The organism is Sporosarcina sp. ACRSM, assembly GCF_022346545.1.
In the GTDB taxonomy this organism is placed as follows: domain Bacteria; phylum Bacillota; class Bacilli; order Bacillales_A; family Planococcaceae; genus Sporosarcina.
On sequence record NZ_JAKRNU010000015.1, the window covers coordinates 1 to 24,170 of the forward strand.

26 protein-coding genes are annotated in these 24,170 nt (G+C 48.0%); 16 read left to right on the forward strand and 10 right to left on the reverse strand.

The window, feature by feature from the left end:
• Positions 1-235: 235 nt before the first annotated feature.
• The 4 genes from MHZ95_RS18640 to thiD all read right to left on the reverse strand — a co-directional run bounded on the left by MHZ95_RS18640 (position 236) and on the right by thiD (position 4,180).
• Positions 236-1,588: a YjiH family protein gene (locus MHZ95_RS18640; protein ID WP_239392305.1), complete on the reverse strand. Its 1,353-nt coding sequence runs from the start codon at positions 1,586-1,588 to the stop codon at positions 236-238.
• A gap of 481 nt (positions 1,589-2,069) precedes the next feature.
• Entirely contained in the window at positions 2,070-2,750 is a 681-nt protein-coding gene (bshB2, locus tag MHZ95_RS18645) for a bacillithiol biosynthesis deacetylase BshB2 (protein WP_239392405.1), read from the reverse strand.
• A 17-nt stretch (positions 2,751-2,767) separates the two neighbouring features.
• Positions 2,768-3,118, reverse strand: coding sequence for a YojF family protein (locus MHZ95_RS18650; RefSeq protein WP_239392306.1), 351 nt, complete (start codon positions 3,116-3,118; stop codon positions 2,768-2,770).
• A 228-nt stretch (positions 3,119-3,346) separates the two neighbouring features.
• A complete protein-coding gene (gene thiD, locus MHZ95_RS18655) occupies positions 3,347-4,180 on the reverse strand; it encodes a bifunctional hydroxymethylpyrimidine kinase/phosphomethylpyrimidine kinase (RefSeq protein WP_239392307.1) in 834 nt (277 codons plus the stop codon).
• Between the two features lie 195 nt (positions 4,181-4,375).
• Between thiD and MHZ95_RS18660 the strand changes: the two genes are divergently transcribed.
• The 5 genes from MHZ95_RS18660 (at position 4,376) to MHZ95_RS18680 (ending at position 6,818) form a co-directional block, all read left to right on the forward strand.
• Positions 4,376-5,143, forward strand: a complete 768-nt coding sequence (locus tag MHZ95_RS18660) for a DUF4230 domain-containing protein (RefSeq protein WP_239392308.1) — start codon at positions 4,376-4,378, stop codon at positions 5,141-5,143.
• The gene (locus MHZ95_RS18665) at positions 5,136-5,822 is read left to right on the forward strand and encodes a uracil-DNA glycosylase (RefSeq protein ID WP_239392309.1); all 687 of its coding nucleotides are present in this window, start codon (positions 5,136-5,138) and stop codon (positions 5,820-5,822) included. Before MHZ95_RS18660 ends, MHZ95_RS18665 begins: the two co-directional genes overlap by 8 nt.
• 36 nt (positions 5,823-5,858) lie before the next feature.
• The gene (locus MHZ95_RS18670; protein WP_239392310.1) at positions 5,859-6,032 is read left to right on the forward strand and encodes a uracil-DNA glycosylase; all 174 of its coding nucleotides are present in this window, start codon (positions 5,859-5,861) and stop codon (positions 6,030-6,032) included.
• Positions 6,032-6,295: a YwdI family protein gene (locus tag MHZ95_RS18675; RefSeq protein WP_239392311.1), complete on the forward strand. Its 264-nt coding sequence runs from the start codon at positions 6,032-6,034 to the stop codon at positions 6,293-6,295. The genes MHZ95_RS18670 and MHZ95_RS18675 overlap by 1 nt, the downstream gene beginning before the upstream one ends.
• A 142-nt stretch (positions 6,296-6,437) precedes the next feature.
• Positions 6,438-6,818: a DUF423 domain-containing protein gene (locus MHZ95_RS18680; protein ID WP_239392312.1), complete on the forward strand. Its 381-nt coding sequence runs from the start codon at positions 6,438-6,440 to the stop codon at positions 6,816-6,818.
• A gap of 53 nt (positions 6,819-6,871) precedes the next feature.
• Here the strand turns inward: MHZ95_RS18680 and gerQ are convergent, their stop codons facing one another.
• The 3 genes from gerQ to hemQ all read right to left on the reverse strand — a co-directional run bounded on the left by gerQ (position 6,872) and on the right by hemQ (position 8,655).
• On the reverse strand, positions 6,872-7,219 hold the full coding sequence (gene gerQ, locus MHZ95_RS18685; RefSeq protein ID WP_239392313.1) for a spore coat protein GerQ: 348 nt from the start codon (positions 7,217-7,219) through the stop codon (positions 6,872-6,874).
• A gap of 148 nt (positions 7,220-7,367) precedes the next feature.
• On the reverse strand, positions 7,368-7,787 hold the full coding sequence (locus MHZ95_RS18690) for a cell wall hydrolase (RefSeq protein WP_239392314.1): 420 nt from the start codon (positions 7,785-7,787) through the stop codon (positions 7,368-7,370).
• A gap of 118 nt (positions 7,788-7,905) precedes the next feature.
• The gene (hemQ, locus tag MHZ95_RS18695) at positions 7,906-8,655 is read right to left on the reverse strand and encodes a hydrogen peroxide-dependent heme synthase (protein ID WP_239392315.1); all 750 of its coding nucleotides are present in this window, start codon (positions 8,653-8,655) and stop codon (positions 7,906-7,908) included.
• Between the two features lie 308 nt (positions 8,656-8,963).
• On the opposite strand from hemQ, the gene pta reads away from it, so the two are divergent.
• Together pta and lipL are read left to right on the forward strand one after the other, a co-directional pair.
• Entirely contained in the window at positions 8,964-9,935 is a 972-nt protein-coding gene (gene pta, locus MHZ95_RS18700) for a phosphate acetyltransferase (RefSeq protein ID WP_239392316.1), read from the forward strand.
• A gap of 15 nt (positions 9,936-9,950) precedes the next feature.
• The gene (lipL, locus tag MHZ95_RS18705; protein ID WP_239392317.1) at positions 9,951-10,790 is read left to right on the forward strand and encodes an octanoyl-[GcvH]:protein N-octanoyltransferase; all 840 of its coding nucleotides are present in this window, start codon (positions 9,951-9,953) and stop codon (positions 10,788-10,790) included.
• Positions 10,791-11,179: 389 nt separating this feature from the next.
• Here lipL and MHZ95_RS18710 read toward each other — a convergent pair whose 3' ends face one another.
• Positions 11,180-11,815: an RsfA family transcriptional regulator gene (locus MHZ95_RS18710; RefSeq protein WP_239392318.1), complete on the reverse strand. Its 636-nt coding sequence runs from the start codon at positions 11,813-11,815 to the stop codon at positions 11,180-11,182.
• Between the two features lie 186 nt (positions 11,816-12,001).
• Between MHZ95_RS18710 and MHZ95_RS18715 the strand changes: the two genes are divergently transcribed.
• Both MHZ95_RS18715 and MHZ95_RS18720 read left to right on the forward strand, forming a co-directional pair.
• Positions 12,002-13,300 carry an HD domain-containing protein gene (locus MHZ95_RS18715; protein ID WP_239392319.1) on the forward strand — a complete coding sequence of 433 codons (1,299 nt, stop codon included), beginning with the start codon at positions 12,002-12,004 and terminating at the stop codon, positions 13,298-13,300.
• A 16-nt stretch (positions 13,301-13,316) separates the two neighbouring features.
• A complete protein-coding gene (locus MHZ95_RS18720; RefSeq protein ID WP_239392320.1) occupies positions 13,317-13,823 on the forward strand; it encodes a YwgA family protein in 507 nt (168 codons plus the stop codon).
• Positions 13,824-13,904: 81 nt separating this feature from the next.
• Here the strand turns inward: MHZ95_RS18720 and MHZ95_RS18725 are convergent, their stop codons facing one another.
• Positions 13,905-14,090, reverse strand: coding sequence for a 2-hydroxymuconate tautomerase (locus tag MHZ95_RS18725; protein WP_239392321.1), 186 nt, complete (start codon positions 14,088-14,090; stop codon positions 13,905-13,907).
• A gap of 67 nt (positions 14,091-14,157) precedes the next feature.
• Here MHZ95_RS18725 and MHZ95_RS18730 point away from each other — a divergent pair, with 67 nt between their 5' ends.
• Positions 14,158-14,688 (forward strand): YwhD family protein, encoded by a 531-nt coding sequence (locus MHZ95_RS18730; protein ID WP_239392322.1) that lies wholly within the window; start codon positions 14,158-14,160, stop codon positions 14,686-14,688.
• Between the two features lie 538 nt (positions 14,689-15,226).
• Here the strand turns inward: MHZ95_RS18730 and MHZ95_RS18735 are convergent.
• Positions 15,227-17,290, reverse strand: coding sequence for a transglycosylase domain-containing protein (locus tag MHZ95_RS18735; RefSeq protein ID WP_239392323.1), 2,064 nt, complete (start codon positions 17,288-17,290; stop codon positions 15,227-15,229).
• Between the two features lie 202 nt (positions 17,291-17,492).
• On the opposite strand from MHZ95_RS18735, the gene MHZ95_RS18740 reads away from it, so the two are divergent.
• From MHZ95_RS18740 to MHZ95_RS18765, 6 genes are all read left to right on the forward strand, one after another.
• Complete coding sequence (locus MHZ95_RS18740) at positions 17,493-17,936, forward strand: YwiB family protein (RefSeq protein WP_239392324.1); 444 nt, start codon at positions 17,493-17,495, stop codon at positions 17,934-17,936.
• Positions 17,933-19,600 (forward strand): arginine--tRNA ligase, encoded by a 1,668-nt coding sequence (gene argS, locus MHZ95_RS18745; RefSeq protein ID WP_239392325.1) that lies wholly within the window; start codon positions 17,933-17,935, stop codon positions 19,598-19,600. The genes MHZ95_RS18740 and argS overlap by 4 nt, the downstream gene beginning before the upstream one ends.
• Positions 19,601-20,067: 467 nt before the next feature.
• The gene (locus tag MHZ95_RS18750; protein ID WP_239392326.1) at positions 20,068-20,745 is read left to right on the forward strand and encodes an adenosylcobinamide amidohydrolase; all 678 of its coding nucleotides are present in this window, start codon (positions 20,068-20,070) and stop codon (positions 20,743-20,745) included.
• On the forward strand, positions 20,745-21,701 hold the full coding sequence (gene cbiB, locus MHZ95_RS18755; RefSeq protein ID WP_239392406.1) for an adenosylcobinamide-phosphate synthase CbiB: 957 nt from the start codon (positions 20,745-20,747) through the stop codon (positions 21,699-21,701). Before MHZ95_RS18750 ends, cbiB begins: the two co-directional genes overlap by 1 nt.
• Positions 21,688-23,346, forward strand: coding sequence for a threonine-phosphate decarboxylase CobD (gene cobD, locus MHZ95_RS18760; protein WP_239392327.1), 1,659 nt, complete (start codon positions 21,688-21,690; stop codon positions 23,344-23,346). The genes cbiB and cobD overlap by 14 nt, the downstream gene beginning before the upstream one ends.
• Positions 23,343-24,170 carry a cobyric acid synthase gene (locus MHZ95_RS18765; protein ID WP_239392328.1) on the forward strand — a complete coding sequence of 276 codons (828 nt, stop codon included), beginning with the start codon at positions 23,343-23,345 and terminating at the stop codon, positions 24,168-24,170. Before cobD ends, MHZ95_RS18765 begins: the two co-directional genes overlap by 4 nt.

Below are 24,170 nucleotides of genomic sequence, written 5' to 3' on the forward strand. Positions count from 1 at the left end.
AGGAGTTAGGGAGTGCTCATAACTTTCTTCAAGTGATCAAAGGAGTTAGGGAGTGCTCATAACTTTCTTCAAGTGATCAAAGGAGTTAGGGAGTGCTCATAACTTTCTTCAAGTGATCAAAAGAATAAGGGAGCGCTCATACCTCACCTCAAGCGCTCAAACCCTACCCCCAAGCGATTATATCCCCAACTCAAAAAGCCTCCGCAACAAGATGCGAAGGCTTTCGTTTTCCCATTTAAAACACAAGATGTGCAACTCCTGCTACGATTGGTAGTGCAATGAGTGTGCGCAGCAAGAAAATGAAGACGAGGTCCAAAAAGCTGATTGGGATTTTGGATCCGAGCAGGAGACCGCCGACTTCGGACATATAGATGAGCTGAACGACTGAAACTGTGGCGATGACGAAAAGGGTCATCGGTGATGTAATGGAGCCGTCCGCTAAAATAACAGGTAGGAACATGTCGGCAAATCCGACGACCATTGTTTGTGCGGCTTCTGCAGCTTCCGGAATTCCGAGGACAGTTAAAATCGGTTCAAACGGTTTTCCGAAAAACTTGAAGACGCCTGTATATTCCGCAAGAATGAGTGCGACCGTTCCGAATGCCATGACGACAGGAGCGACACCGATCCACATGTCGAGCACATTTTTCGAACCGTCTGTGAAAATTTTTCCGAGGTTCCGGCTTTTATTCGCCGTTTTCAGTGCATTTTCAAGACCGTGACTGACCACGTTATAGCCTTCTGGGAGCCGTTCTTCGTCACCTGTAAACGGTCTTCCATCAACATACTCATTTTTTTTGCCGGCGAGGGGATAGATGCGCGGCATGATAAAGGCCAAGAGCAGTCCCGTGAAAATGACGGTTGCGTAATATTGTGGGAAGTAGGAAGACAAGCCCACTGTATCGATAATGACAATCGAGAAAGTAATGGAGACGACGGAAAAAGTGGTTCCGATATTCGCCGCTTCCCTTTTTGTATAAAAGCCTTCCTCATATTGTCTACTTGTCAATAAAACACCGATTGTTCCATCGCCGATCCATGACGTCAACGCATCAATGGACGAGCGGCCCGGCAACTTGAAGACGGGACGCATAATTTTCACCATCATCGTTCCGAAAAATTCAAGCAATCCGAAATTCAAGAGCAAGGGCAATAGCATCCCTGCAAAGAAAAATATCGTGAATAAAAAGGCTACAAGCCCATCTGATGACAGAAGTAATCCGCCCGTATTTTCACTCCAAACGGCTTCAGGCCCGATCTGGAATGTCACCATTACTGCAAATACAGCGCCGAGGACACGTGTGATTGTCCAAAACGGTGAAACTTTAAATAGACTGACGACAAACGACGGTTTTGCATGATCCGTTTTTACGAATAAAAACAACACGGAACCGATCGCTGCAATGACGATCACAATGAGAGCAGCCATTGGCATAATAGGCTCAACGACAGACGATAAAAGATCAGCTAACTTCGCAATGGGGACTTTCCATTCTTCCCCAAACTTTAATGGAATCATAAACAAAATGACACCGATAATCGACGGAATCAAGAAATAGAACCAAGTGGATAATGAAAACTTGTTCACAATATGCCTCCTACTAAATTCAACGAACAAAATGTATAACTTGAATATTTATACATACTAGCCTGTTTCCAGCGCTTTGTAAATAGTACCTCATCTATTTCCACTTTTAAGTCTATTTAGTATATAGAAAAATGCAGGACGCCTGCCTATTAAAGGAACGCAGTCTAAGTGCGCGACGTCCTGTCGCAACGACTGCATAACCTGCATAGTGCAGGCCTCAGGTATAAGACGATTTGGCGACGAGGTATTTTTTGCCTCACAGCCAAAATGGCTTTCAAAGCTGCCAGCCTAAGTTCGCCACTTCCAGTAAGGTGCCTTAATTTCCGCAAAAAACGCAGAAATACGGCAAATCGAACCCTCCGCTGTTCGATTGGCAACGGCTGCCTGACTCACTTCCTGTGAGCCTCCGAGCGTCTGGCGTCCGGAACCTGGACAATTGAAAAAAAGTTGCAACCAATAGGATTGCAACTTTAGCAGGGGGTTATTCGAAGTCATTCGACCATTGATAACTATAAAAGCGTTCGTTGTTGAGCCATTTCAATGTCTCTGGATCTTGAGCCGCTAATTTTTTCTCTGTTTCGCGCATCATCCAAACGGTTTGGGATGCGTGAGCTTTCAGTGTGGCGAGTTTCTTATCCGCCATGGCGGAAACATCATGGATGATATCCGGTTGGCCGAGCACTTCAACGGTGTTGTTGGCGAAAGCGAGTGTGTAGAGGGCTGGCCGTTCTGTTTCAGGGATCCGTCTCACTGCGCGTACGACCGCTCGTGCTGTCGCATCATGGTCTGGATGAACGGCTAGGCCTGGATAGAAAGTGATGACAAGAGATGGATTGGTTTCGTCGATTAAATCGGTGATCAGCTGCACCATCTTTTCATCATCTTCAAATTCAATTGTCTTGTCCCGGAAGCCCATCATGCGCAAGTCTTCGAGACCCATTGCTTCGCAAGCTTTTTGGAGTTCTTCTTTCCGGATTTGAGGCAATGTTTCACGGTTTGCGAATGGGGGATTGCCGAGGTTCCGTCCCATTTCTCCGAGTGTCAGGCAAGCATAAGTGACGGGCACGCCCATTTCGCGATAAGAAGCGATGGTGCCGGAGACGCCGAATGCTTCGTCATCGGGATGGGGGAATACAACGAGTACGTGACGTTCTTTTTTTATCATACATGTATACCTCCTTAATAAGTGAACGGGGTTTCGCTAATTTCAAGCGCCACCGCCAGTTTTCCGTCGCTGTCCAGTCCGGCCATAAGAAGCCGTCCATGTTCGTCGAGCTTATAATGGGTGATTCCTTGTGCGTAAATCCAGCCGGATGGTAACTTCAACCCGATGCGGTGTGGCGAATCACCCGCCACTTTTCCGAGTTCATATTTGACGACGATATTGCGGATGAACGCCCCCGCATTGAAAAATCCTTCATTGAGATGCGTGGCATACGAGCCGTTCGTCGTTTCAAGATGGATATAGACATCTTTATTGGCAAATGAAGTAATCAATTCCTGCAAATGATCAGGTCTTACTTTTTTCATGCAAAAAATCCTCCTTTACACTGCTACATAGCTTCTTACTAGTATATAGAAGATAAACGTCGAATGCGATTCAGGGGGCTTGGGGGCAGATGCAATCAAACTACTGCTAAGTGCAATCAAACCTCCAACAAGTGCAACCAAACTACTCCCGAGTGCAACCAAACCCACCATGAGTGCAATCAAATTGAAAAACGGCCGGAAAAATCATTTCCCGGCCGCTTGGATGACTTATACTTCAGTTGTTGTAATTTCCGGGGCACCGAAACGGTTCTTAGCACCGTGCATAACCGGGCCGACATAGTCGTTCAGTTTCCAGCCGTTTGCAATCGCCGCTGATACGAATTTTTTAGCTTCGAAAACCGCTTCGCTTACTGCGAGACCGTTGGCAAGATTCGCCGTGATGGCCGCTGCGAATGTACAGCCTGCGCCGTGGTTGTAAGGTGCATCCGTTTTTTCCGCTTCCAGCAATGTGAAGGTATGTCCATCATAGAAAAGGTCTGCCGCTTTGTCATGATCCAATTGCTTTCCGCCTTTGATGACAACGTTGCGTGCGCCCAATGAGTGGATTTTTTGCGCGACTTTTTTCATATCTTCGATAGTGCGCGGCGTTTTCATCCCCGCAAGTTGACCTGCTTCGAACAAGTTCGGTGTAACGATCTCCGCTTTCGGTAGCAGAAATTCTACCATCGCGTCGACAGTTCCTGGATTGAGGACCTCATCTTCCCCTTTACATACCATCACCGGGTCGATGACAACATGGTCGAGGCCGGATTCTGCAATGGCATTTCCTGCCGTTTGAATCACTTCTTCCGTGCTGAGCATGCCTGTCTTAATGGCATCGATGCCTGTCGAAAGAGCAGTTTTGATTTGGGCTTTCAACACATCGATCGGCAAGGAGTACACACCGTGTGACCAGTTGTTGTCGGGATCCATCGTCACAACAACAGTTAAAGCCGTCATGCCGTATGTGCCGTGTTCTTGGAATGTTTTCAGGTCAGCTTGGATTCCCGCGCCGCCTGAAGTATCTGAACCTGCGATTGTTAAAGTCTTTTTTAACGTCATAATGGGAAAGTCTCCTTTTGTCTGGAATAAACACTGATTTTATCTTATCAAATAAATCGAAAATTACAATTGTCGCATATTATCGCTCGTAGCAGTTTCAAGCTCGTACCATTCCTTTCTAGTTGTTTGAATAGAAATTTTCCTATACTCTTAACATAGAAGATACTGTCGGAGAAAGGGGAAAAGAGGGGTCTGATGGCGAAAGATAAGAAGTTGGAAGAAATAGAGCAATTGTTGCAAGAATTGAAAGCATCCAAAGAAGAGACCGCCGTGACGATGGATACGGTGAGAAGGCGCCCATTCGGTTTTTGGCGTGGGTGGAAACTGTTGTTTTCATTGTGGAAACGATCCTATCTGATCATCGCACTTCTCATTCTGCTACTGATCCTATCGTTGCCATTTGTGGCATTTTATATGTTGAAACAAGGAAGTACGTTCACCGAACAGAAAGGTGTGTTCCTTGAACAGATACAAGATTTGAAAGAACTGGCAACCGCAGAGGCGTATACGAAAGTGATCATCGAACGGCAAGATAATACGTTGTTCGGGCAAAGTATCGGCCTGAATTTGCCGGGGACGAAACGGCAGTTGCTCGTCGTCATTCCGGGCTCGGTGAAAGCGGGCGTCAACCTATCCGGGCTGACGGAAAAAGACGTGATCATCGACGAGGAGAACAAGACGGCGAAGCTGACATTGCCGCCCGCCACTTTTTTAGGTGGGGCTGAAATTTATTTCGACCAAGTCGAAGTGTACTCGTACGAAGGGCTGTTCCGTGAAAAAGCGAATATCGAAGAAGCGTACGAGCTCGCGGCAGAAGCGAAAGAGCTCATTTTGGAAGAGACGGCCGGACAAGGCGTGTTAAGCATGGCACAGCAGAATGCGGAAAAAACATTGCGTGAGATGTTTTCATTCGCAGGCTATGAGGTAACGATTGAATTCAAGGAGTCGAGGACTGGTGAATAAAAAATTATTCGGGAATGAATGGGATCCTATTCTACAAGAAGAATTCGGGAAGCCGTATTATTTGCAACTGCGTCAGTTTTTGAAAAAGGAATATACGGAACAAATCATTTATCCGCCGATGGACGATTTGTGGACAGCTTTCAAGCTAACCCCTTACAATGATGTGAAAGTGGTCATTTTGGGACAAGACCCTTATCATGGGCCGGGACAAGCGCATGGGCTCAGTTTTTCTGTGAAGCCTGGCGTGAAAATCCCACCTAGTTTGCGAAATATGTTCAAAGAACTGGAAGCGGATATCGGTTGCCAGATGCCAGAAAACGGTACGCTTACAGGTTGGGCGGCACAAGGGGTACTGATGATGAATACGGTTCTAACTGTACGACAAGGAGAGGCACACTCGCATCGGGGACAAGGATGGGAAAACTTCACAGACGAAGTCATCCGCCAGTTGTCGGAACGAGAACAGCCGATCATTTTTATCCTTTGGGGACGCCCCGCGCAGGAGAAGAAAAAATTGATCGATACAACACGCCACGCGATTATTGAATCCGTCCATCCAAGCCCGCTCTCCGCAAGCCGAGGATTTTTGGGGAGCCGCCCATACTCCGCTGCGAATCGGATTTTGGAATCATGGGGGAAAACGCCGATCGACTGGTGCCAAACAAGTCCTAGCCACTGACGTGAACTGTCCGGCTGCGAAAAGAGGTGATCCGCGATGTCGGTGAATTGCTTTCAATGTCGCCATTTCTTTGTGACATGGGATCAGCGAAATCCGCGCGGCTGCAAAGCATATGGCTTTAAAACGAGGGAAATGCCGTCGATGGTCGTCAAACGATCTTCCGGCATGGACTGTTTGAAATTCGAACAGAAGAAAAGGGAGGGAAGATGATGATTCCTTATGACCGGATTATGGAAGAAATGGAGCGGCAACTGCATATAGCGAAACGATCGGGCGATGCGCAATCGATGCGCGAAGCGTTATCCGCCATCCGATCACTTTGCGAAGTCGCGCTTGGCGGGGAAGTGAAGCGGGAAGAGCGGATTGTCCCGAAAATGCTGGCAACGAGTCAGCCTGCTACATCCATATCTTCACTGGAAAGCAAGCCGCTCGTGGAAGAAGATGCAAATGGCGGTTCGCTCTTCGATTTTTGATAGGTAGAAAGTCTTTATTCGCTGATAAAGCTGGCTAAAGCGCTGATAAATGATGTGGAATCGCTAATATAGTGACCCGGAGCGCTGATATTGCCGGTGGGAACGCCGATATTCTTAAAATTACAAGAAAGTAGGAGAAATCATGCCATTTTTCATTATCGCAGGGGCTGTGAACGCAGCGATTGCCGTTGCATTAGGGGCATTCGGTGCGCATGCACTCAAAGAAAGACTATCCGAACGTTATTTAGCCATTTGGGAAACCGCCGTCCAGTATCAAATGTTCCACGCACTTGGATTGATCGCCATTGGAATTCTGATGAGTTCATCGCTGCTTGGCGCGACGACGCAACTTAGTTGGGCAGGGTACTTGTTGCTTGCCGGAATTATCTTTTTCTCGGGTAGCCTTTATATTTTAAGTCTGTCCGGCATCGGTGTTCTTGGTGCCATCACACCAATCGGCGGTGTTGCATTTATCATTGGTTGGATTATGCTCATCGTGGCAGCTGTTAAATATACACAATGAAGACAAAAAAATCTTCCGCATGCCAGATCAGGCAGACGGAAGATTTCTTTTATTCACGGTTGTTGTGGGAAGTATCTCACTTCTTGATCGAACTCCGCATAATCAAAGTAGATCATTGGGAAGAGGAAGCGGTGTCCCGTTGCTTCTTCACTCAAAATGACATGGTCACGGCCTGCAGCTTCTACCAAACCTCTAACTGTTTTTGTATTTTTACCACTATCCAGCGCATGCTCGAATGAAAAGTGGAAAGTGCCAGGAAGTCCTCTGTTTAGACGTAAAATATTCTCGATGTATGATTCTTCCCGGCCAGGTACGCCAGGAGGCCTTCCGCTCGGAATTGTCACTTGTGGCGGTGCGACATGTTGATTTTGATAGGTAGGATTCCAATAATATTGGACCATTTCTTCATCCTTTCTAAATTAAATTCAATTACGCCTTGGCGTAATTGCGTCCAGATTTTGAATTGAGCAAAGCTCAATTAACTCTTTTCAAAATCTGTGACATCCGCCGGAGGCACTTTATTCAGCGGTCGTTTGCTGAATAAAGTTTTTAGATCATGGGGCAGTCTTGCGTCGTTGGAGAATAGAAGCAGTGCGACTTGAATCTACCTGTGTTCCATTGGTTATACCATTGGGCAGGACAATCTCCCGCAGGCATGAAAAACCATAAGGAACGTTCTCCAGGGGTGAAGCGTTCGCCGTTGACGACGCGTCTTGCTAAGTTTCGATCATGCTCACGGGCACGTTGGTAAAAGTAGCTTTTCGTAGTCGCTTCAAAGCCTCCTGGACGTTGGAAAACCATCTGTTGCAACGTTCGGATATCGCCGAAATCGAGACAGTCTGCGCGTACACGATTCACCCCGACATTGCCGACTAACAGCATACCTAAATTTCCATCCCCCTCCGCTTCGGCGCGCATCAGGCGTGCAAGCAGATCCAATTCAGCATCCGTGTACTTAATCACTGCCACGGCACAACCCCCTTGCATCCACCATATGCAGCTTGGGTCTTTATCATGACCTTGAAAAAAAGAAAAAACGGTAAACCGGACGCAACCGGTTTACCGTATAGATCATTGATGAAGAAAGTTAGACTTGGAAGAAGCTTTCTTTTTTATCGCCATCCAAAATCGTCCCGATGAAGAATGAACCGAAAACGCCGTAGCGTGCGCTCACTTCGTCAAAACGCATTTCATAGACTAGTTTTTTGAATTGAAGAACATCATCTGAGAATAATGTGACGCCCCATTCGTAGTCATCGAAACCGACAGAGCCGGAAATGATCTGTTTCACTTTGCCTGCATAGCTGCGACCGATCAGGCCGTGACTACGCATCAATTCTTTCCGCTTGTCCATATCGAGCATGTACCAGTTATCTTCGCCTTCACGCTTTTTGTCCATCGGATAGAAGCAGATGTACTGGCTGCGTTGCAGTTCCGGATATAGACGCGCGCGGACATGCGCGTTTTGATATGGATCTTCATCTGATTGACCTGCTAAATAGTTCGACAGTTCAACGACCGAAACGTAGGAGTATGCCGGAATCGTGAAATCTGCGATTGTCAATTTGTTGAATTCAGCTTCCAACTCCTGCAGTTCGTCCATTGTCGGACGTAATGTCATCAGCATGAAGTCCGCCTTTTGTCCAACAATTGTATAGAAGGCGTGTGCGCCTGTTTTTTCAACGTCCGCTTTTTGTAGTTTTTCAAGATAGGCCAAAAATTCATCTACGGCTGCTTGGCGTTCTTCTTTCGACAATAATTTCCATGATGCCCAGTCCATCGACCGTAAATCATGTAAAACATACCAACCATCGAGTGTTTGTGCTGCTTCGTTCAAATGAATTCATATCCTTTCACAATGAATTTATGTCTAGACCCAGTGTAGCATAGATCGCGGAAAGAACGCCTCTAATAAGCCCGTTGTCACGAATTTGCCATGAAGTGTCCTGTTGTTATAAAAGCGGAAATTCGTGTATGCTAGAGAGAGAAATCATCTTCATTCAGCGGGTGTTTAAGCACCCGCTGAATGAAGATGAGCCTCCGGCGGATGTCACAGATTTTGGAAGGAGTCAATCGAGCAGGCTCGATTCAAAATCTGGACGCAATTACGCCAAGGCGTAATTGATTTAGGAAGGCGGACATGAAATGACAGATTTATTCACAAGTATAAAAGAGAGATTGAGTGGACGTGACAAGACGATCGTGCTCCCGGAAGGAATGGATGTCCGTGTTCTGCAAGCGGCGTCACGGCTGCATCAAGAGGCACTTGTGAAGCCCGTCTTATTAGGGAATGAAACTGAAGTGAAGCAAGTGGCGGCGGAGATCGGAATTGAGATGACGGGGATTGAAGTGATCGATCCTGCAGGCGTTCCCTATATCGAAGAACTTGTTGAAAAGTTTGTCGAACGCCGTAAAGGAAAAGTGACAGGGGAACAAGCGCGTGAGCAATTGACAGACGTCAATTATTTTGGCACGATGCTTGTCTATACAGGACGGGCGGATGGCTTGGTCAGCGGGGCGGCTCATTCGACGGCAGATACGGTGCGGCCTGCGCTACAAATCATCAAGACGAAGCCGGGCGTTTCGCGGACGAGTGGTGCTTTCATCATGATGAAAGGGGAGGAGCGTCTCGTCTTTGCGGATTGTGCCATCACTGTTGCACCGACTTCTCAGGAGCTGGCGGAAATCGCAGTGGAAAGCGCCAAAACAGCTATATCATTCGGCGTCGAGCCGCGTGTAGCAATGCTGAGCTTTTCAACGCAAGGATCTGCAGTAACGGAAGAGACGGAAAAAGTGTCGAAAGCGGCAGAAATTGCTCGATCGCTTGCGCCTGAATTGACGCTGGATGGGGAATTCCAGTTTGATGCAGCGTATGTGCCGGCAATCGCGGCGAAAAAAGCGCCAAACTCTGTCATCCAAGGAGATGCGAATGTTTTCGTTTTCCCATCGCTGGAGGCCGGGAATATCGGTTATAAGTTGACGGAGCGCCTCGGCGGATATGAGGCGATTGGTCCGATTTTACAAGGGCTGAACATGCCGGTGAACGATTTGTCACGCGGTTGTTCCGCGGACGATGTGTACAAGCTGACCTTGATCACGGCTGCGCAAAGCCTATGAGTAGGAGACGTTGAGATGTCACAATTTGAATCATTTTTGACCATACCCGAGTGGCGTTTCGTGGATGAATCGATGACTTCGCGCGCACGCTCTGCGTTGGAATCGTTCGCGATGGATGACACGCTCTGTCATCTTGTCGGGCAACAGATGAGCATGCCGGTGATCCGTACGTGGGTTCATTCTCCGACGGTGGTCCTCGGCATCCAAGATCATCGGCTGCCACATATTGAAGAAGCCATTCCGGTGTTGGAAAACGCGGGCTACAACGTCATCGTCCGCAACTCAGGCGGCTTGGCTGTCGTGCTGGACGAAGGGGTGCTGAATCTATCGATTGTCCTTTCGGAACAGGATTCGGCGATCGATATATCGACGGGCTATGAAGTGATGCTCGCCTTTATCCGCATGCTTTTTCCGGAAGCGGGCGATCGGATCGAAGCTTATGAAATCGTCGGCTCTTATTGTCCTGGCACCTATGATCTGAGCATTGACGGCCGTAAATTTGCGGGCATTTCCCAGCGCCGATTGCGGCAAGGCATCGCTGTTCAAATTTATTTATGCGTTGAAGGAAGCGGGGCAGAGCGGGCCGAAATCATCCGGGATTTTTACACTGTCGGTTTGCAAGGGGAAGAAACGAAATTCACTTACCCGTCCATCAAACCGGAAGTCATGGCTTCCCTCTCCGAACTATTGGCGATGCCACTCACCGTAGGAGAGGTCAACATCCGGATTCAAATGCTATTGCGCCAGTTGGCCGAAAACATTGTGATGAGCGGCTTAAACGCAGAAGAAGTGGAACTTTATACATTCTATTTAACCCGCGTCCTCGAACGAAATAAAAAAATGCTTACACGTTAATCAATTACGCCCCGGCGTAATTGCGTCCAGATTTTGAATTGAGCAAAGCTCAATTAATTCCTTTCAAAATCTGTGACATCCGCGAGCCTACAGGAAGCAGGTCATGCAGTCGTTGCGAATCGAACAGCAAAGGGTTCGATTTGCCGTATTTCTGCGATCTTTGCAGAAATTAAGGCACATTCCTTTTAGGACGTCGCGAACTTAGACTGCCTTCTATACTTCGTTCAGCGGGCGTTTGAACACCCGCTAAATAGGTAAACAAAACTGCAAACACTCGCCACCTATAGAGGTGGGGGTCTTCTGTAGCTGACGCTTCGCTTTCAGTACAAAAACATTTGATGAATGAAGATAAAATAGTGCAGCCGCTCTTCAATTAAAAAAACCGCTGATCAATGATTCAGCGGTGGTTCTTTGGAAACAAGGTTTCCGTTTTGTTCCATTTTGAAAATGGGTGCGCTGCGATCGGCTTCGTCATCCAGTGTGACGAGGCGGCGAGCGCGATTCATGATTTGAACGAATTGTTCATAATCGGCGCGCAATGTTTTGTTTTCTTGCTTGAGCTTTTCAATCTCTTTTTCAAGACTCTCATTTTTTTCATTTGCTATTTTAGCGGTTTGTCTCCAACGAAGAGATTCCGAATCGCCAGCGCCTGTATGATGCAGACGAACGAGATAAGCGATCACCGTATCTAGCGACAATGCCGATAAGGGAACAGGGGTCTTCTGGTCCTCTTCTCCACCTTGTGAAGGTGTGTATAGCTGCTGTCCGCGGCGTTTGAAATCTTTGCCGAGAACGCGCATTGCCTGCTTGCGCTCTTTTTTTGCTTCCGACAGCTCTTTTTCATACTCGCGTCGGACGACGGCATTCCACCTGAATCCGCATGCGGCTGCTGTCCGGTTGAGCAAATCACCGACTTCTTCGAACGCGCTCAGCTGTGTACTTCCTTCGCGGACATGCCGCAACACCGTCTCTGCCAATAGAGTGTCGTTTTCTTCAATCCAAGCATCCTGTCTAACTTTCACCATTTCCGTGCCTCCTGCCATATGTTCATAGTTTCTTTCTACGGTCAGTTTGGACAGGTTTGCGTTTCTTTATTCATATGGAAACAGCATTCTATCTCTTTTTTTTTGAATGTATCATTTTCACCTTTCGACGCTACGGTTTTTTTATTATACTTGAGAGAATGGACTTTATTCAGCTGGAGGTGCACAATGGCGTATAAAGATGAAAAACTGTCCGAAGAAAAAGTGTTCAAAGATCCGGTGCACCGCTATATCCATGTGCGGGACAAGGTCATCTGGGACGTCATTGGGACGAGGGAGTTTCAGCGCCTTCGCCGGATCAAACAGCTTGGGACAACTTATTTGGTCTTTCACGGCGCGGAACATAGCCGTTTCCATCATTCGCTAGGCGTCTATGAAATCGTCAGAAGGATTGTGGATGACGGGTTTGATGGTAGACCGGAATGGAATCAGGAAGAAAGGCTTGTTACGCTGTGCGCAGCACTTTTACATGACCTGGGGCACGGTCCTTTTTCGCATGCATTTGAAAAGGTGTTTGATCTGGATCATGAAAAGTTTACGCAAGCCATTTTACTAGGAGATACAGAAGTGAATGCCGTACTGACCCGTGTGGCGGACGATTTTCCGCAAAAAGTGGCCGACGTCATCGGGAAAACGTATCCGGATAAACTCGTTGTCAGTTTAATATCGAGCCAGATTGATGCGGATCGGATGGATTATTTGCAGCGCGATGCTTATTTTACAGGTGTTTCGTACGGTCATTTTGATATGGAACGGATTTTACGGGTCATGCGCCCTGCGGAGGAGCAGGCAGTTATCAAGTATAGCGGGATGCATGCGGTGGAAGATTACATCATGAGCCGTTACCAAATGTATTGGCAAGTGTATTTCCATCCTGTTTCGCGCAGCGCAGAAGTGATTCTGACGAAAATTTTACATCGTGCGAAACATTTATATGAAAGTGGGTATATCTTTAAGCAGGAGCCCGGTCATTTCCGCTCGTTTTTTGATCGGACATTTGCACTTGAAGAATACGTCGCTTTGGATGAAAGTATTTTGCTCACGTATTTTCAAATTTGGATGAAGGAAGACGATCCGATCTTATCGGATCTTTGTTACCGATTCATCAATCGGAGGCTGTTCCAATATGCGGAGTTCGATCCGGCAACAGAATACCGTAAAATCGGTGAACTTGAACAGTTATTTGCTGAAGCGGGTATCGATCCCGAATACTATTTACTGGCCGATTCTTCCTCGGATTTACCTTATGACTTCTATCGACCGGGCGAAGAGAATGAGCGCTTGCCGATCTATTTACAAATGCCAAATGGCGAGTTGAGTGAGTTGTCGCGGTCTTCGGATATTGTCGATGCCGTTTCTGGAAAGCGGCGAACGGACCATAAATTATACTTTCCAGAAGATTTATTGGAAGCGGGGAAAGAGACGAACCCGTTATACGGAAGGATTTTAAAGTTATTGAAAGGCTGAGAAAGGGGTGGCTCTCTTGTTGCAGGAGCATGCCAAAATTGTGCAATTTGTCGCCAGAGCACAGGAAGTGACCGGGCGGAAAAAGATGCAGAAAATGATTTATATCGCTAAAAAGATGAATTTCCCATTTGCGGAAAAGTATGAGCTCCATATGTACGGCCCATATTCCGAAGAATTGACGCTGCGGATCGAAGAATTATGCGAGATGGGCTTTCTCGCGGAAGAGTGCATGGACAAGGGGTCGTATGTCCAATACAAATACAATGTCACGACCGAAGGGAACCGTTTTCTCGAAACGGCCCACACGCCTCCCGAAACACTTGGGACATGCATTGATTTGATGAACGGGAAAAGCTCCCGTTTTCTTGAACTGGTATCGACACTGCTTTACTTCGATCATCTTGAAAAGGACGAACAAATAGCCAAGGTCCATATTGTGAAAAATAAACTGAACTTCTCCGAAGAAGAAATGACTGCGGCATTCGATTTTATTGAAGAGCTACAAAACTATGCAATCCATTGAAAAAAGCTGACCTGGAAGAATGATTTCATTCCAAGTCAGCTTTTTTCGTGATGCCGTCTAGGCGCCCTATGCTTTTGATTATTATAGATCGCTTTTCCGTTTTCCAGCATGTGCGTAATTACTTTTTGACATTTCTTCGATAATGACATGAATCGCTTCAATCGGAGCACCTGTCGTTTCCGCAACGACATCCGTCACTTTTTCGCACAAGGCACGTTTTTGTTCCTCTGTCCGTCCTTCGACCATCTTCACAGTTACAAATGGCATTCCATTTCCCCCTTTCGGCAAAAATCCGGTATAGTATAGATAATATCAGACTTGGAGGGGTAAGCGAATGGCAAATGAACAAAAACCAAAACAAAAACTAGGCTTTACCATTATAAAAGATGATCCGACAGACGGGCATGGCGGATTTGGGATTGGGTCATTGTCACTTGAAAATGTATCTCCCGTCATCATCGACGTTGAAGAAGGGCTAGCGCGCATCGAAATCGGGGCGATGCATGCTCGCAGTGACACAGAACGCGGCATTAAATTCACCGCTAACCGAGAGGATTCAGAAGGTGGAAAGCCGTACTGGCTCGTTTGGGTCACGATCGATTTTAAAGAGGATGGCCCTTATTACGCAGGTGTCACAGCATGCGAAATGGTCGTCAATCGTGAAAAGCGCCGCGGTTACAAAATCCTTGCCGACCACGTCAACCGCATGGACAAATCGATGAAACGTCAAATTATCGTTGAGCATATGGATGATAAATCTAAACGGATTCTAGCTGAATTCCTAGCGGGCCATAATCAAGAAATGTGGCAGCGCAGTGAACCGAAATTATTCACCGACCTTGGGCTGGAATCTTCAGACTTGTGAACGATTTGTGACAAATTTCGTATACTTCGGCATCCGAGGTTGAATGTCACTTAGAAAGGAAGTACACTGAAACCATAGCTTGCTAATTGGAGGCTAGGACAACCGGAATGGTGCGTTCCCTATCGGATTCCGTATCAAACAAACCCAAGCATGATACATGATTCGACAGGACGCCTTGCCCGGTAAAAAAGCTTTCCTTTCCTGAAGTTGCTCAGGAAAGGAAAGCTTTTTTGTTGTTGAATGAAGGAGAAAACAACGCTTTTAGTAATTAATAGCAGGCAAACAAGCCCCGCGACTGGTGCTCAAGTGCCCGTATCGCTCAAAGGCTAGCGTCTTGCGCTCAAACCTCACTGGGAGCGCTCAAAGTAAAGCCATCCGCGCTCAAACATCAGCAGGAGCGCTCAAAGTAAAGCCGTCCGCGCTCAAACATCAAAGGGAGCGCCCAAAGTAAAGCCGTCCGCGCTCAAACATCACCAGGAACGCTCAAAGCAATACCCGCCGCGCTCAAACCCTCACCGCAAACGCTCAATCAATCCACTCATTCAAAAAAAGAAAACGGAAACAGTTCAAATTTTTTACTTTCGCCCTCTTCATCCGAAGAGTAGCGTTGTTCGCGTAAGGTTTTATCCGTACATAGTTTTTGGGGCATATCTTGTTCTTTTACATAAACCAGTCTTTGTTTCTCGCATTCATTGACAGCGATGCCGCCTGTTTCGACGTCGATGATTACGCTACTGACACCATCCGGTGGAATGAAGGGTTCAGCTGGTTTGCCGCTGTGCACCTGTTCCATGAAATCGATCCATATTTTTTTGGAAGCGGCTTTGTCTTGGGAGTCGGTCAATTGCTGGCCGACGTCGAATCCGGTCCAAATGCCTGCTGTTAGCGATGGTGTATAGCCGATGAGGTATTGATCAGAAATCGTTGTCCCGGATTTCGCTGCGTAAGGGCGTGTTTGCTTTTGTCGCATGGACAGCCCCGTCGCATACGTATAATCATTGAAGACGGGGTCAAACATGCCGGTCATCAAATGTGTAAGCACGAACGCGTCTTGTTCTGAAAGAATATGTTTTTTACTTTGTTTCGGATGTTCGTATACCGTTTTCCCTTCGGCATCTGTAATCGATAAAATGGTCGTCGGTTGAATATCTATCCCGCCCGAAGCGATCCGATTATAGGCATTGGTCATATCGAAGAGGGTCACCTCGGATGTGCCAAGCGCAATAGCAGGGGATTCCGGGAATTCACTGTGAACGCCAAGTCGGTCCGCCATTTTGCTGAACTTTTTATATCCGATTTCCTCCAATGTTTTGACCGCGAAAATATTATCGGAAATGGCAATAGCTTGCGCAAGGGAAATGGGTTGTCCAGCAAACTTTCCATTAACATTATTCGGTTCATAAGTGGAGCGGCCATCATCATACGTGAAAATGGTCTTTTCAGTCGACATGAAGGTGAGCGGATTGAAGCCGTCTTCCAATGCTGCTGCATAGAGGATGGGCTTCATCGCCGAACCGGGTTGCCGTTTCGCCTGCGTTACCCGGTTGAATGGACTCTCGGTATAATCCACCCCGCCGACCAATGAAGTGATTGCACCTGTGCCTGGTTCAATGGACATGAAACCGACTTGCAGTTCACTGTCTGGCATCCATTTATCTACCATTTCTTCGGCAGTTTGTTGGTGATGCTGATCTAATGTCGTACGAATTGTCCAACCACCTTCTGCCGGATACCGTCCTTTTGAAGCGAGAATTTTTTCTGCTTCGCGCCATACTTCATCTAAAAAGTAGGGAGCGACCCGTTTGGCATCGGCCCATTCCCGCGTTTTCAACACAAGTTGTTCATTGGATGCGCGCTCTTCTTGCCGCGCTGTAATATACCCCTGATCTTCCATCAAGGAAAGCACAAGCAATTGACGTTCACGCGACCTTTCGGGGTTTTCGATCGGTGAATAAATGGAAGGTCCTTTCGTAATGGCGACGATGGCCGCGGACTCTTCCAATGTCAAATCTTTGGCCGGCTTGCCAAAATAAAACTTACTTGCCGCTTCCACCCCGTACATGCCATGGCCGAAATAGACCGTATTCAAATAGCCTTCCAAAATGACATCCTTGTCGTAAAATATTTCCATCCGATAAGCGTAGAGCGCTTCATGGATTTTACGCGTCCACGTCTTTTCGAACGTCAAATATAAGTTTTTGGCGTATTGTTGCGTGATCGTGCTGGCGCCTTCTACCTTTCTTCCAGCTTTGGCATCTCTCAAAAGGGCGCCGGCAATCCGGCGATAATCAAAGCCGTTATGCTTGTAAAAATTCTTATCCTCTACGGCTACAGCTGCATCGATCAGAAAAGGGGACATGTCATCGAGATCGACCCAATACCTGCGTTCAGCCGAAAAACGATCGCCGATTTGGTGGCCGTTTTTATCAAGGAAGACGGACGCTTTCGGCACACTTAAAGAAGGTGCACCAGCAATTTGTGCATACAGTCGTAGCGCAAGGAATAAGGTCAGTGCAGCGGTCAGCATCGTCACCGTTAACAGCATCAACCGTCGTAACGTCGATCGCATCTTTTTCTTCTTCACATATTCTATACGTCGCATACCATCCCGTCCTGTCCGTTTCGTCTATATCACAACCAGTATGCGACGCCCGGGACGAGATTAAACGACAATCTGCTAAAAACATCTAACATTGGATAGATTGAAATGTAAGCGGGAAAAAGGATATAATAAAATGATATTCAGGACGTATTAAGAACAACGAGCGTCTAATTCTGTAGACAATTGAAAAGGCGGTGAACGTATGGACTTGCAGGATCGTGCACGCACTGTCGCAATCCGGCTCCATTCGTCAATTCAGCATCCTGGACAGGACAAGGAAACACACGAGATGCACCTTACAGGAGAACTGATCGATAAAAAAGGGAAAACCTATTTGAGATATGAAGAGCAACAAGATGGAAATCGAGTGTCAACGACCATCAAATTCGGAGCGGAGGAATCGCTTATTCTCCGTGGTGGCGCTGTGTCCATGCGCTTGCCTTTTGCGATCAACGAAGAGCGGATGGGGACGTATGGAAGCGGACCCGCAACATTTGATTTGCTTGTCAAAACAAATGGGTTAGAAATATCCAAGAATGCGGACGATACCGGAGGACGTTTTGATGTGCAGTACGAATTGCACGGGGAAGGCGCATTGCTCGGTACATATGAACTAACGATTACATATATGGAGGGAACACAATGAACGCGGTAGAACAAATTCAACACGAAGTGAAATCGGCATTGCGCCAAGCGGTGATCGAAACAGGACTTGTAGAAGAGGCGGCACTTCCGGATGTCATGCTGGAAACACCGAAAAACAAAGACAATGGCGACTATGCTACGAATATCGCGATGCAATTAACAAAATTGGCGAAAAAGCCGCCGCGTGCAATTGCGGAAGCGATTTTGGAAAAATTGGACACGTCGTCGACAGCAATCGAATCGATTGAAATTGCGGGACCCGGTTTCATGAACATCCGCTTGAAAAAGGATTATTTAGGGGAAATCGTCAAAACGGTGCTTGAACAAGGCGAAAGTTACGGTCGTTCCAATTCAGGAGATGGCGAAAAGGTTCAAGTGGAATTCGTGTCGGCCAATCCGACCGGCGATTTGCATCTGGGCCATGCGCGCGGGGCATCCCTCGGTGATTCACTGTCCAATGTCCTTGATTTTGCAGGCTATGCGGTTGAACGAGAATACTATATCAACGATGCAGGGAATCAAGTGCATAACTTGGCGAAATCCGTGGAAGCCCGCTATTTCCAAGCGCTCGGTATAGACGTGGAAATGCCGGAAGACGGTTACCAAGGCCCGGATATCATTGAAATCGGTAAGCAATTGGCAGAACAATATGGCGATCAATACGTCAATGTTCCGGAAGAAGAGCGCTATACATTTTTCCGTCAATATGGACTGGATTTCGAATTGGAGAAATTGAAAAAAGACCTGGCCGATTTCCGAGTCATGTTCGATAGCTGGTTTTCAGAAACCTCTCTTTATGGGAACGGTAAAATCGATGTCGCGCTGGAAAAATTACGTGCAAACGGCCACGTTTACGAAGAAGACGGTGCAACTTGGTTCCGCTCGACGACATTCGGGGACGACAAAGACCGCGTGCTCATTAAAAACGACGGCACTTATACGTATTTGACACCGGACATTGCCTATCACGAGGACAAATTGAACCGTGGTTTTGATAAGCTTATCAATATTTGGGGTGCGGACCACCATGGATATATTCCGCGTATGAAAGCAGCCATCGAAGCGCTCGGTTACGACCGCGATACACTGGAAGTCAGCGTGGCACAAATGGTTCAGTTATATAAAGATGGCGAGAAATTCAAAATGAGTAAACGGACTGGGAAAGCCGTCACATTGCGTGAACTCGTGGAAGATGTCGGTTTGGATGCAGTCCGCTATTTCTTTGCGATGCGTTCGGGCGATTCACAAATGGACTTCGACCTCGACTTAGCCATTTCCCAATCGAATGAAAACCCGGTGTACTACGCGCAATATGCGCATGCACGGATTTCCTCGATTTTACGCCAAGCCGGGGACACAGGACTGTCCGCATCTGTGGAAAACGTCTCTGTATTGCAAGCGGAAAAAGAGCTGGAATTGCTGAAGAAAATCGGAGACTTCCCGAAAGTGATTAGCGATGCGGCAAGAATGCGTACACCGCACCGCGTGGCAACGTATATCCAAGAACTTGCCGCAGCCTTCCATAGCTTCTACAATGCGGAAAAAGTATTGGATCCGGACAACCGTGAACTGTCTGAAGCGCGACTTGCGCTCATTACGGCAACACGGACGACGATTGCAAATGCGCTGAAATTGATTGGCGTTTCCGCGCCTGAAAGAATGTAAGGATGTAGCCGCTGCACAGTTGTGTGGCGCTCAGCCTGTTGACAAACGCTCGCATCCGTTGTTGAGGCCTACAGGAAGTAGGTCACGCATCCGTTGCCAATCGAACAGCGGAGGGTTCGATTTGCCGTATTTCTGTGCTCTTTGCAGAAATTAAGGCACCTTCTTTCGGGACGCGGCGCCCTTAGGATGCCTTCCTTAATCGCTCGTCCGCTCATGAACTCTAGTTCAATTCGCGTCTTCGCTCGACTTCGCGCGTGCTCGCAGGATGCAAGTCATGCAGGCGTCGCGACAGGACGTCGCGCTCTTAGCCTGCCTTCCACATGACAAGCGTTTTCAATCAGGCTGAGGAAATGCCTAATGACGAATTACTTCATAAAAAAGGTGTAGGCAAAGTCAAAAATGGCTTGGCCTGCACTCCGGCCGCTGCACAGTTGTGTGGCGGTTTTTTCTTAGAAAGGGGAAGGCCGATGAAGGTGGAAAAAGAGCATTTCACGATAACCTCCGAATATGTCGCTTTGCATGCACCGGAGCCTTTGCGGACATTATCTTCTGCCGTTCATAATGCGGGATTCGGCTGGTATCGGACATTTGTCAACCGCCACGTTGATGCGGGTTACAATAGTGACGATGCCAAAGCCGAAATGGCGGCGTACCTTGAACGGCAAGGTTTTTCCGTGACGGACGCGGTCGGGATGATGACCGCTGTGAAGACAGACCACGTGGAAATCGAGGCATACGAAGGTGATTTCGGTAAGGTGTTGATTGCGGTGACGGCTGGCGTGGGCAATGCGGTCGATGTGTCCGCCTCCCTTACCCGGGACCGCGAAACGCGCATCGGAACGATCAATACGTGGATCATCGTCAATGGCCATTTAGCCGACGAAGCGTTCATTCAAGCGATCATTACGGCGACGGAAGCGAAGGCCAAAGCATTGCAGGGGGAATCAATCACAGACCCGCTCACCGGTACCATTGCGACCGGTACATCGACGGATAGCGTGCTCGTGGCTGCCACGCAACAAGGCGCAACAATTCCCTATGCAGGTCCAATTACGCCGCTTGGCAAACTGATCGGCCATGGCGTTTACGATTGCACGGTGCGCGCCATTCGGACATACAAACGGGCGAAAGGATGGACGCTATGATTCCAGCACATTTCATCGCCATCGCGCTCGGTTTGTTACTCGACCGGATCATCGGTGATCCACCGAATTGGCCGCATCCTGTTCGCTGGATCGGCACATTCATTTCGAAAATGACCGCATGGTTGAATAAAGGACGATACCGCACTGGAAAAGGGGCCTTGTTGCTGTTCATAACGGTCGCGCTCGTCTTTGGTGCTACATTTTTACTTGTCGGCTTGGCCTATCAAATTCATGTCTATATTGGTATTTTCATGGAAAGCGTACTCATTGCCATTGGACTGGCACAAAAAAGTTTACGAGACGCCGCACTAACAGTCTATGAACCGCTTGTGAATAGAAATATAGAAGAAGCGCGCGAAAAATTATCCTGGATCGTCGGGCGGGATACCGAAAAATTACAAGAGCCAGACATTGCACGCGGCGCCATTGAGACAGTTTCAGAGAATACGGCGGACGGCATCACCTCTCCGCTATTTTGGGCATTTTTGCTCGGCGCACCGGGCTTATGGCTGTACAAAGCCGTAAATACATTGGACTCGATGGTCGGTTACAAAGATGAACGTTTTGAGCAGTTTGGGAAGTTTTCAGCCCGGGCGGATGATCTGTTGAACTTCATTCCCGCGCGGATCACGGGGATGCTCATCCTGTTGTTCACACCCAATGAAGGGAAGCAACCTTTCTTGAAACGCTTTGCGGGCTGGATTCGTGATGCGAGGCGTCATCCGAGTCCGAACAGCGGGTTTTTAGAAGCTGCAACGGCTTGGCAATTGGGTGTCAAGTTAGGTGGCAAAAATACATATCGCGGTCAACTATCCGAGCGGCCGGAAATCGGTCCGGGTACCGTACCGCTTCGCGCGAACCATATACAATCGGTCATCACCGAAATGCATCTTGTCACCTTTGTCTTTTGGTTGGTGATGACCGTGATTGGAGTGTCTATCTATGCGATTGCCTGAACATGGTGCCAATCCGCACCACGTTTATGAAAGAGTAGGAATCGATGTGCCGGAACGGGTACTGGATTTCAGTGAAAACGTCAACCCCGCAGGTCCGCCGTCGAGCATTCAACAGAGCTGGCCAGATTTCTTGGGGCAATTAAGTGCCTACCCGGATCCACAAGGGGAACCGTTTTTAACGGCGGCGGCCGATTTCCACGGTGTGTCAAAAAACGATGTGTTCACCGGAAATGGAGCAGCGGAACTGCTTGCGCTGATCGCGGAACGTTATCGTGGCAAGCGTGCGGTCGTTGTCCACCCGACTTTCTCCGAATACGAAGCGACATTGACGGCTAAACATGTGGAAATTGTCCGCGTCACGGCAAGTGCGGTGAACGCTTTCCGATTGCCGGTCCAAGACATTATGCGGGCGATGGACGGGGCGGCTGTGCTGTACTTATGCACGCCAAACAACCCGACTGGCATACTGCCCGAACAGCATGAATTGGCTGGCATTGTCCAACATGCCAAAGAGGTAGGATGTGAAGTCGTCTTGGATGAGGCGTTCATCGATTTTGTCGACGAATCCTTATCGTTCATTGCGCAAATAAAAGAGGATCCACATGTCATCGTTGTCCGTTCGATGACAAAAATGTACGCCATCCCGGGAATCCGTCTTGGCTATGTCATTGCAGATCCCGCTATCATACAAGAAATCAAAGCGCTAGCACCGCACTGGAATGTCAATGGCATCGCGGCGCAGATCGGGACTGCTTGTTTACAAGAAGAAGGGTATCGACAACAAGCAATCGACTTTAGCAATAGGCAACGTGAAAGCATGAAAGCCTTTCTGCAAGCGCAAGGGTGTACCGTAACGAATTCCGTCACCAATTTCCTGTCATTCAAACCGCCGGCAGGGCAAGAGGCGAAAGAGTTATACCGGATGTTATTGAAAGAAGGGATCGTTCTTCGGCATACCGAAAATTTTCAAGGCATGGATGGTGAATGGTTGCGGATCGGCATGAAAAATGAAGCGGATATGGCTGTGTTAAAACGAGGTTTAGCAGAGTTGCTTTCATCTCCCGATCCTGCCAGATTGACGTTCATTAGCGGTGGTGTCCGAAGCGGGAAAAGTGCTTATGCTGAACAATTGCTACTGGACAAGGCGCGGCAACATGGCGGCAGGCTCGTCTATATCGCATCCGGCACAGCGACGGATCCCGAAATGCAAGCGCGCATTGCAAGACATCAACGGGATCGAGTCGCCCAAAATTGGACGACGCTGGAACAGCCGATGCAAATAGAAAATGTCTTGCCGAACATCCAAACAGGCGATTTTGTGTTATGGGATTGCGTAACTACTTGGCTGGCCAATGAATTATTCGATGGTTGGGAAACGGGAAATCCGTGTATCGACCAACCAGGCTGCATGGAACAAAAATGGACCCGACTGGAAGACACGCTGGACGCACTATTGGAAAAAGCGGAACATCTTGTCATCGTATCCAACGAAGTGCAAGATGAATGGCCAACAGGGAGCATCGAAACGGAAACATACCGTCAATGGATCGGTCAGATTCACCAGAAACTCGTTATGAAAGCGGACATGGCGATTGAAATGGATTATGGCATCCCGACGTTTTGGAAAGGGGAGACAGGCCGATGAATGGATTGATTGTGCTCGGCACCGCATCGGATTCCGGCAAGACGATGATCTGTACTGCGCTCTGCCGGATTTTGGCCAATGAAGGCGTACGCGTTACACCGTTCAAATCGCAAAATATGTCCCGCTTTTCCACGACAACGGAAAAGGGGGAAGAGATGAGCCGTGCACAGTTCCTACAAGCGGAAGCTGCACGGACTACCCCATCGATCTATATGAACCCGATTTTACTGAAGCCGGTTCCCGGCATGAAATCTGAGGTACGAATTTTCGGGGAACAGTTTGGACCCGTAGCAGGCATGACCTATCGCGAACAATTTTTCCAACGCGGTGTGGAAGCGATTCGAACGTCTCTTGCTAAACTTGCAGAAACATACGAAACGGTCATTATCGAAGGGGCGGGAAGTCCGGCCGAGGTGAATTTGAATGATCGGGAAATCGTCAATATGCGCGTTGCGGTAATCGCTGATGTCCCCGCAATTTTAGTTGCGGATATCGACCGTGGAGGCGCCATTGCCTCGATTGTCGGTACCTTGCAATTGATGCAGCCCGAACACCGTTCACGCGTTAAAGCGATCATTATCAATAAATTTCATGGAGATGTTTCCTTCTTCCAAGAAGGCATCGATTTCATTGAATCCTACACAGGCATTCCAGTGGCGGGCGTCATTCCATTCAAAGCGAATCATGGCATTGAAGAGGAAGATGCCGATCGGCCTGTAGCGGCTGCGCCCGAGGGGGTCGATGTTTACGACGAATGGGCGTCGCATGTGAAGGCGCACTTGAATTGGCCGCTTATGAAAGACATTTTGTCGGGACGGAGGTGA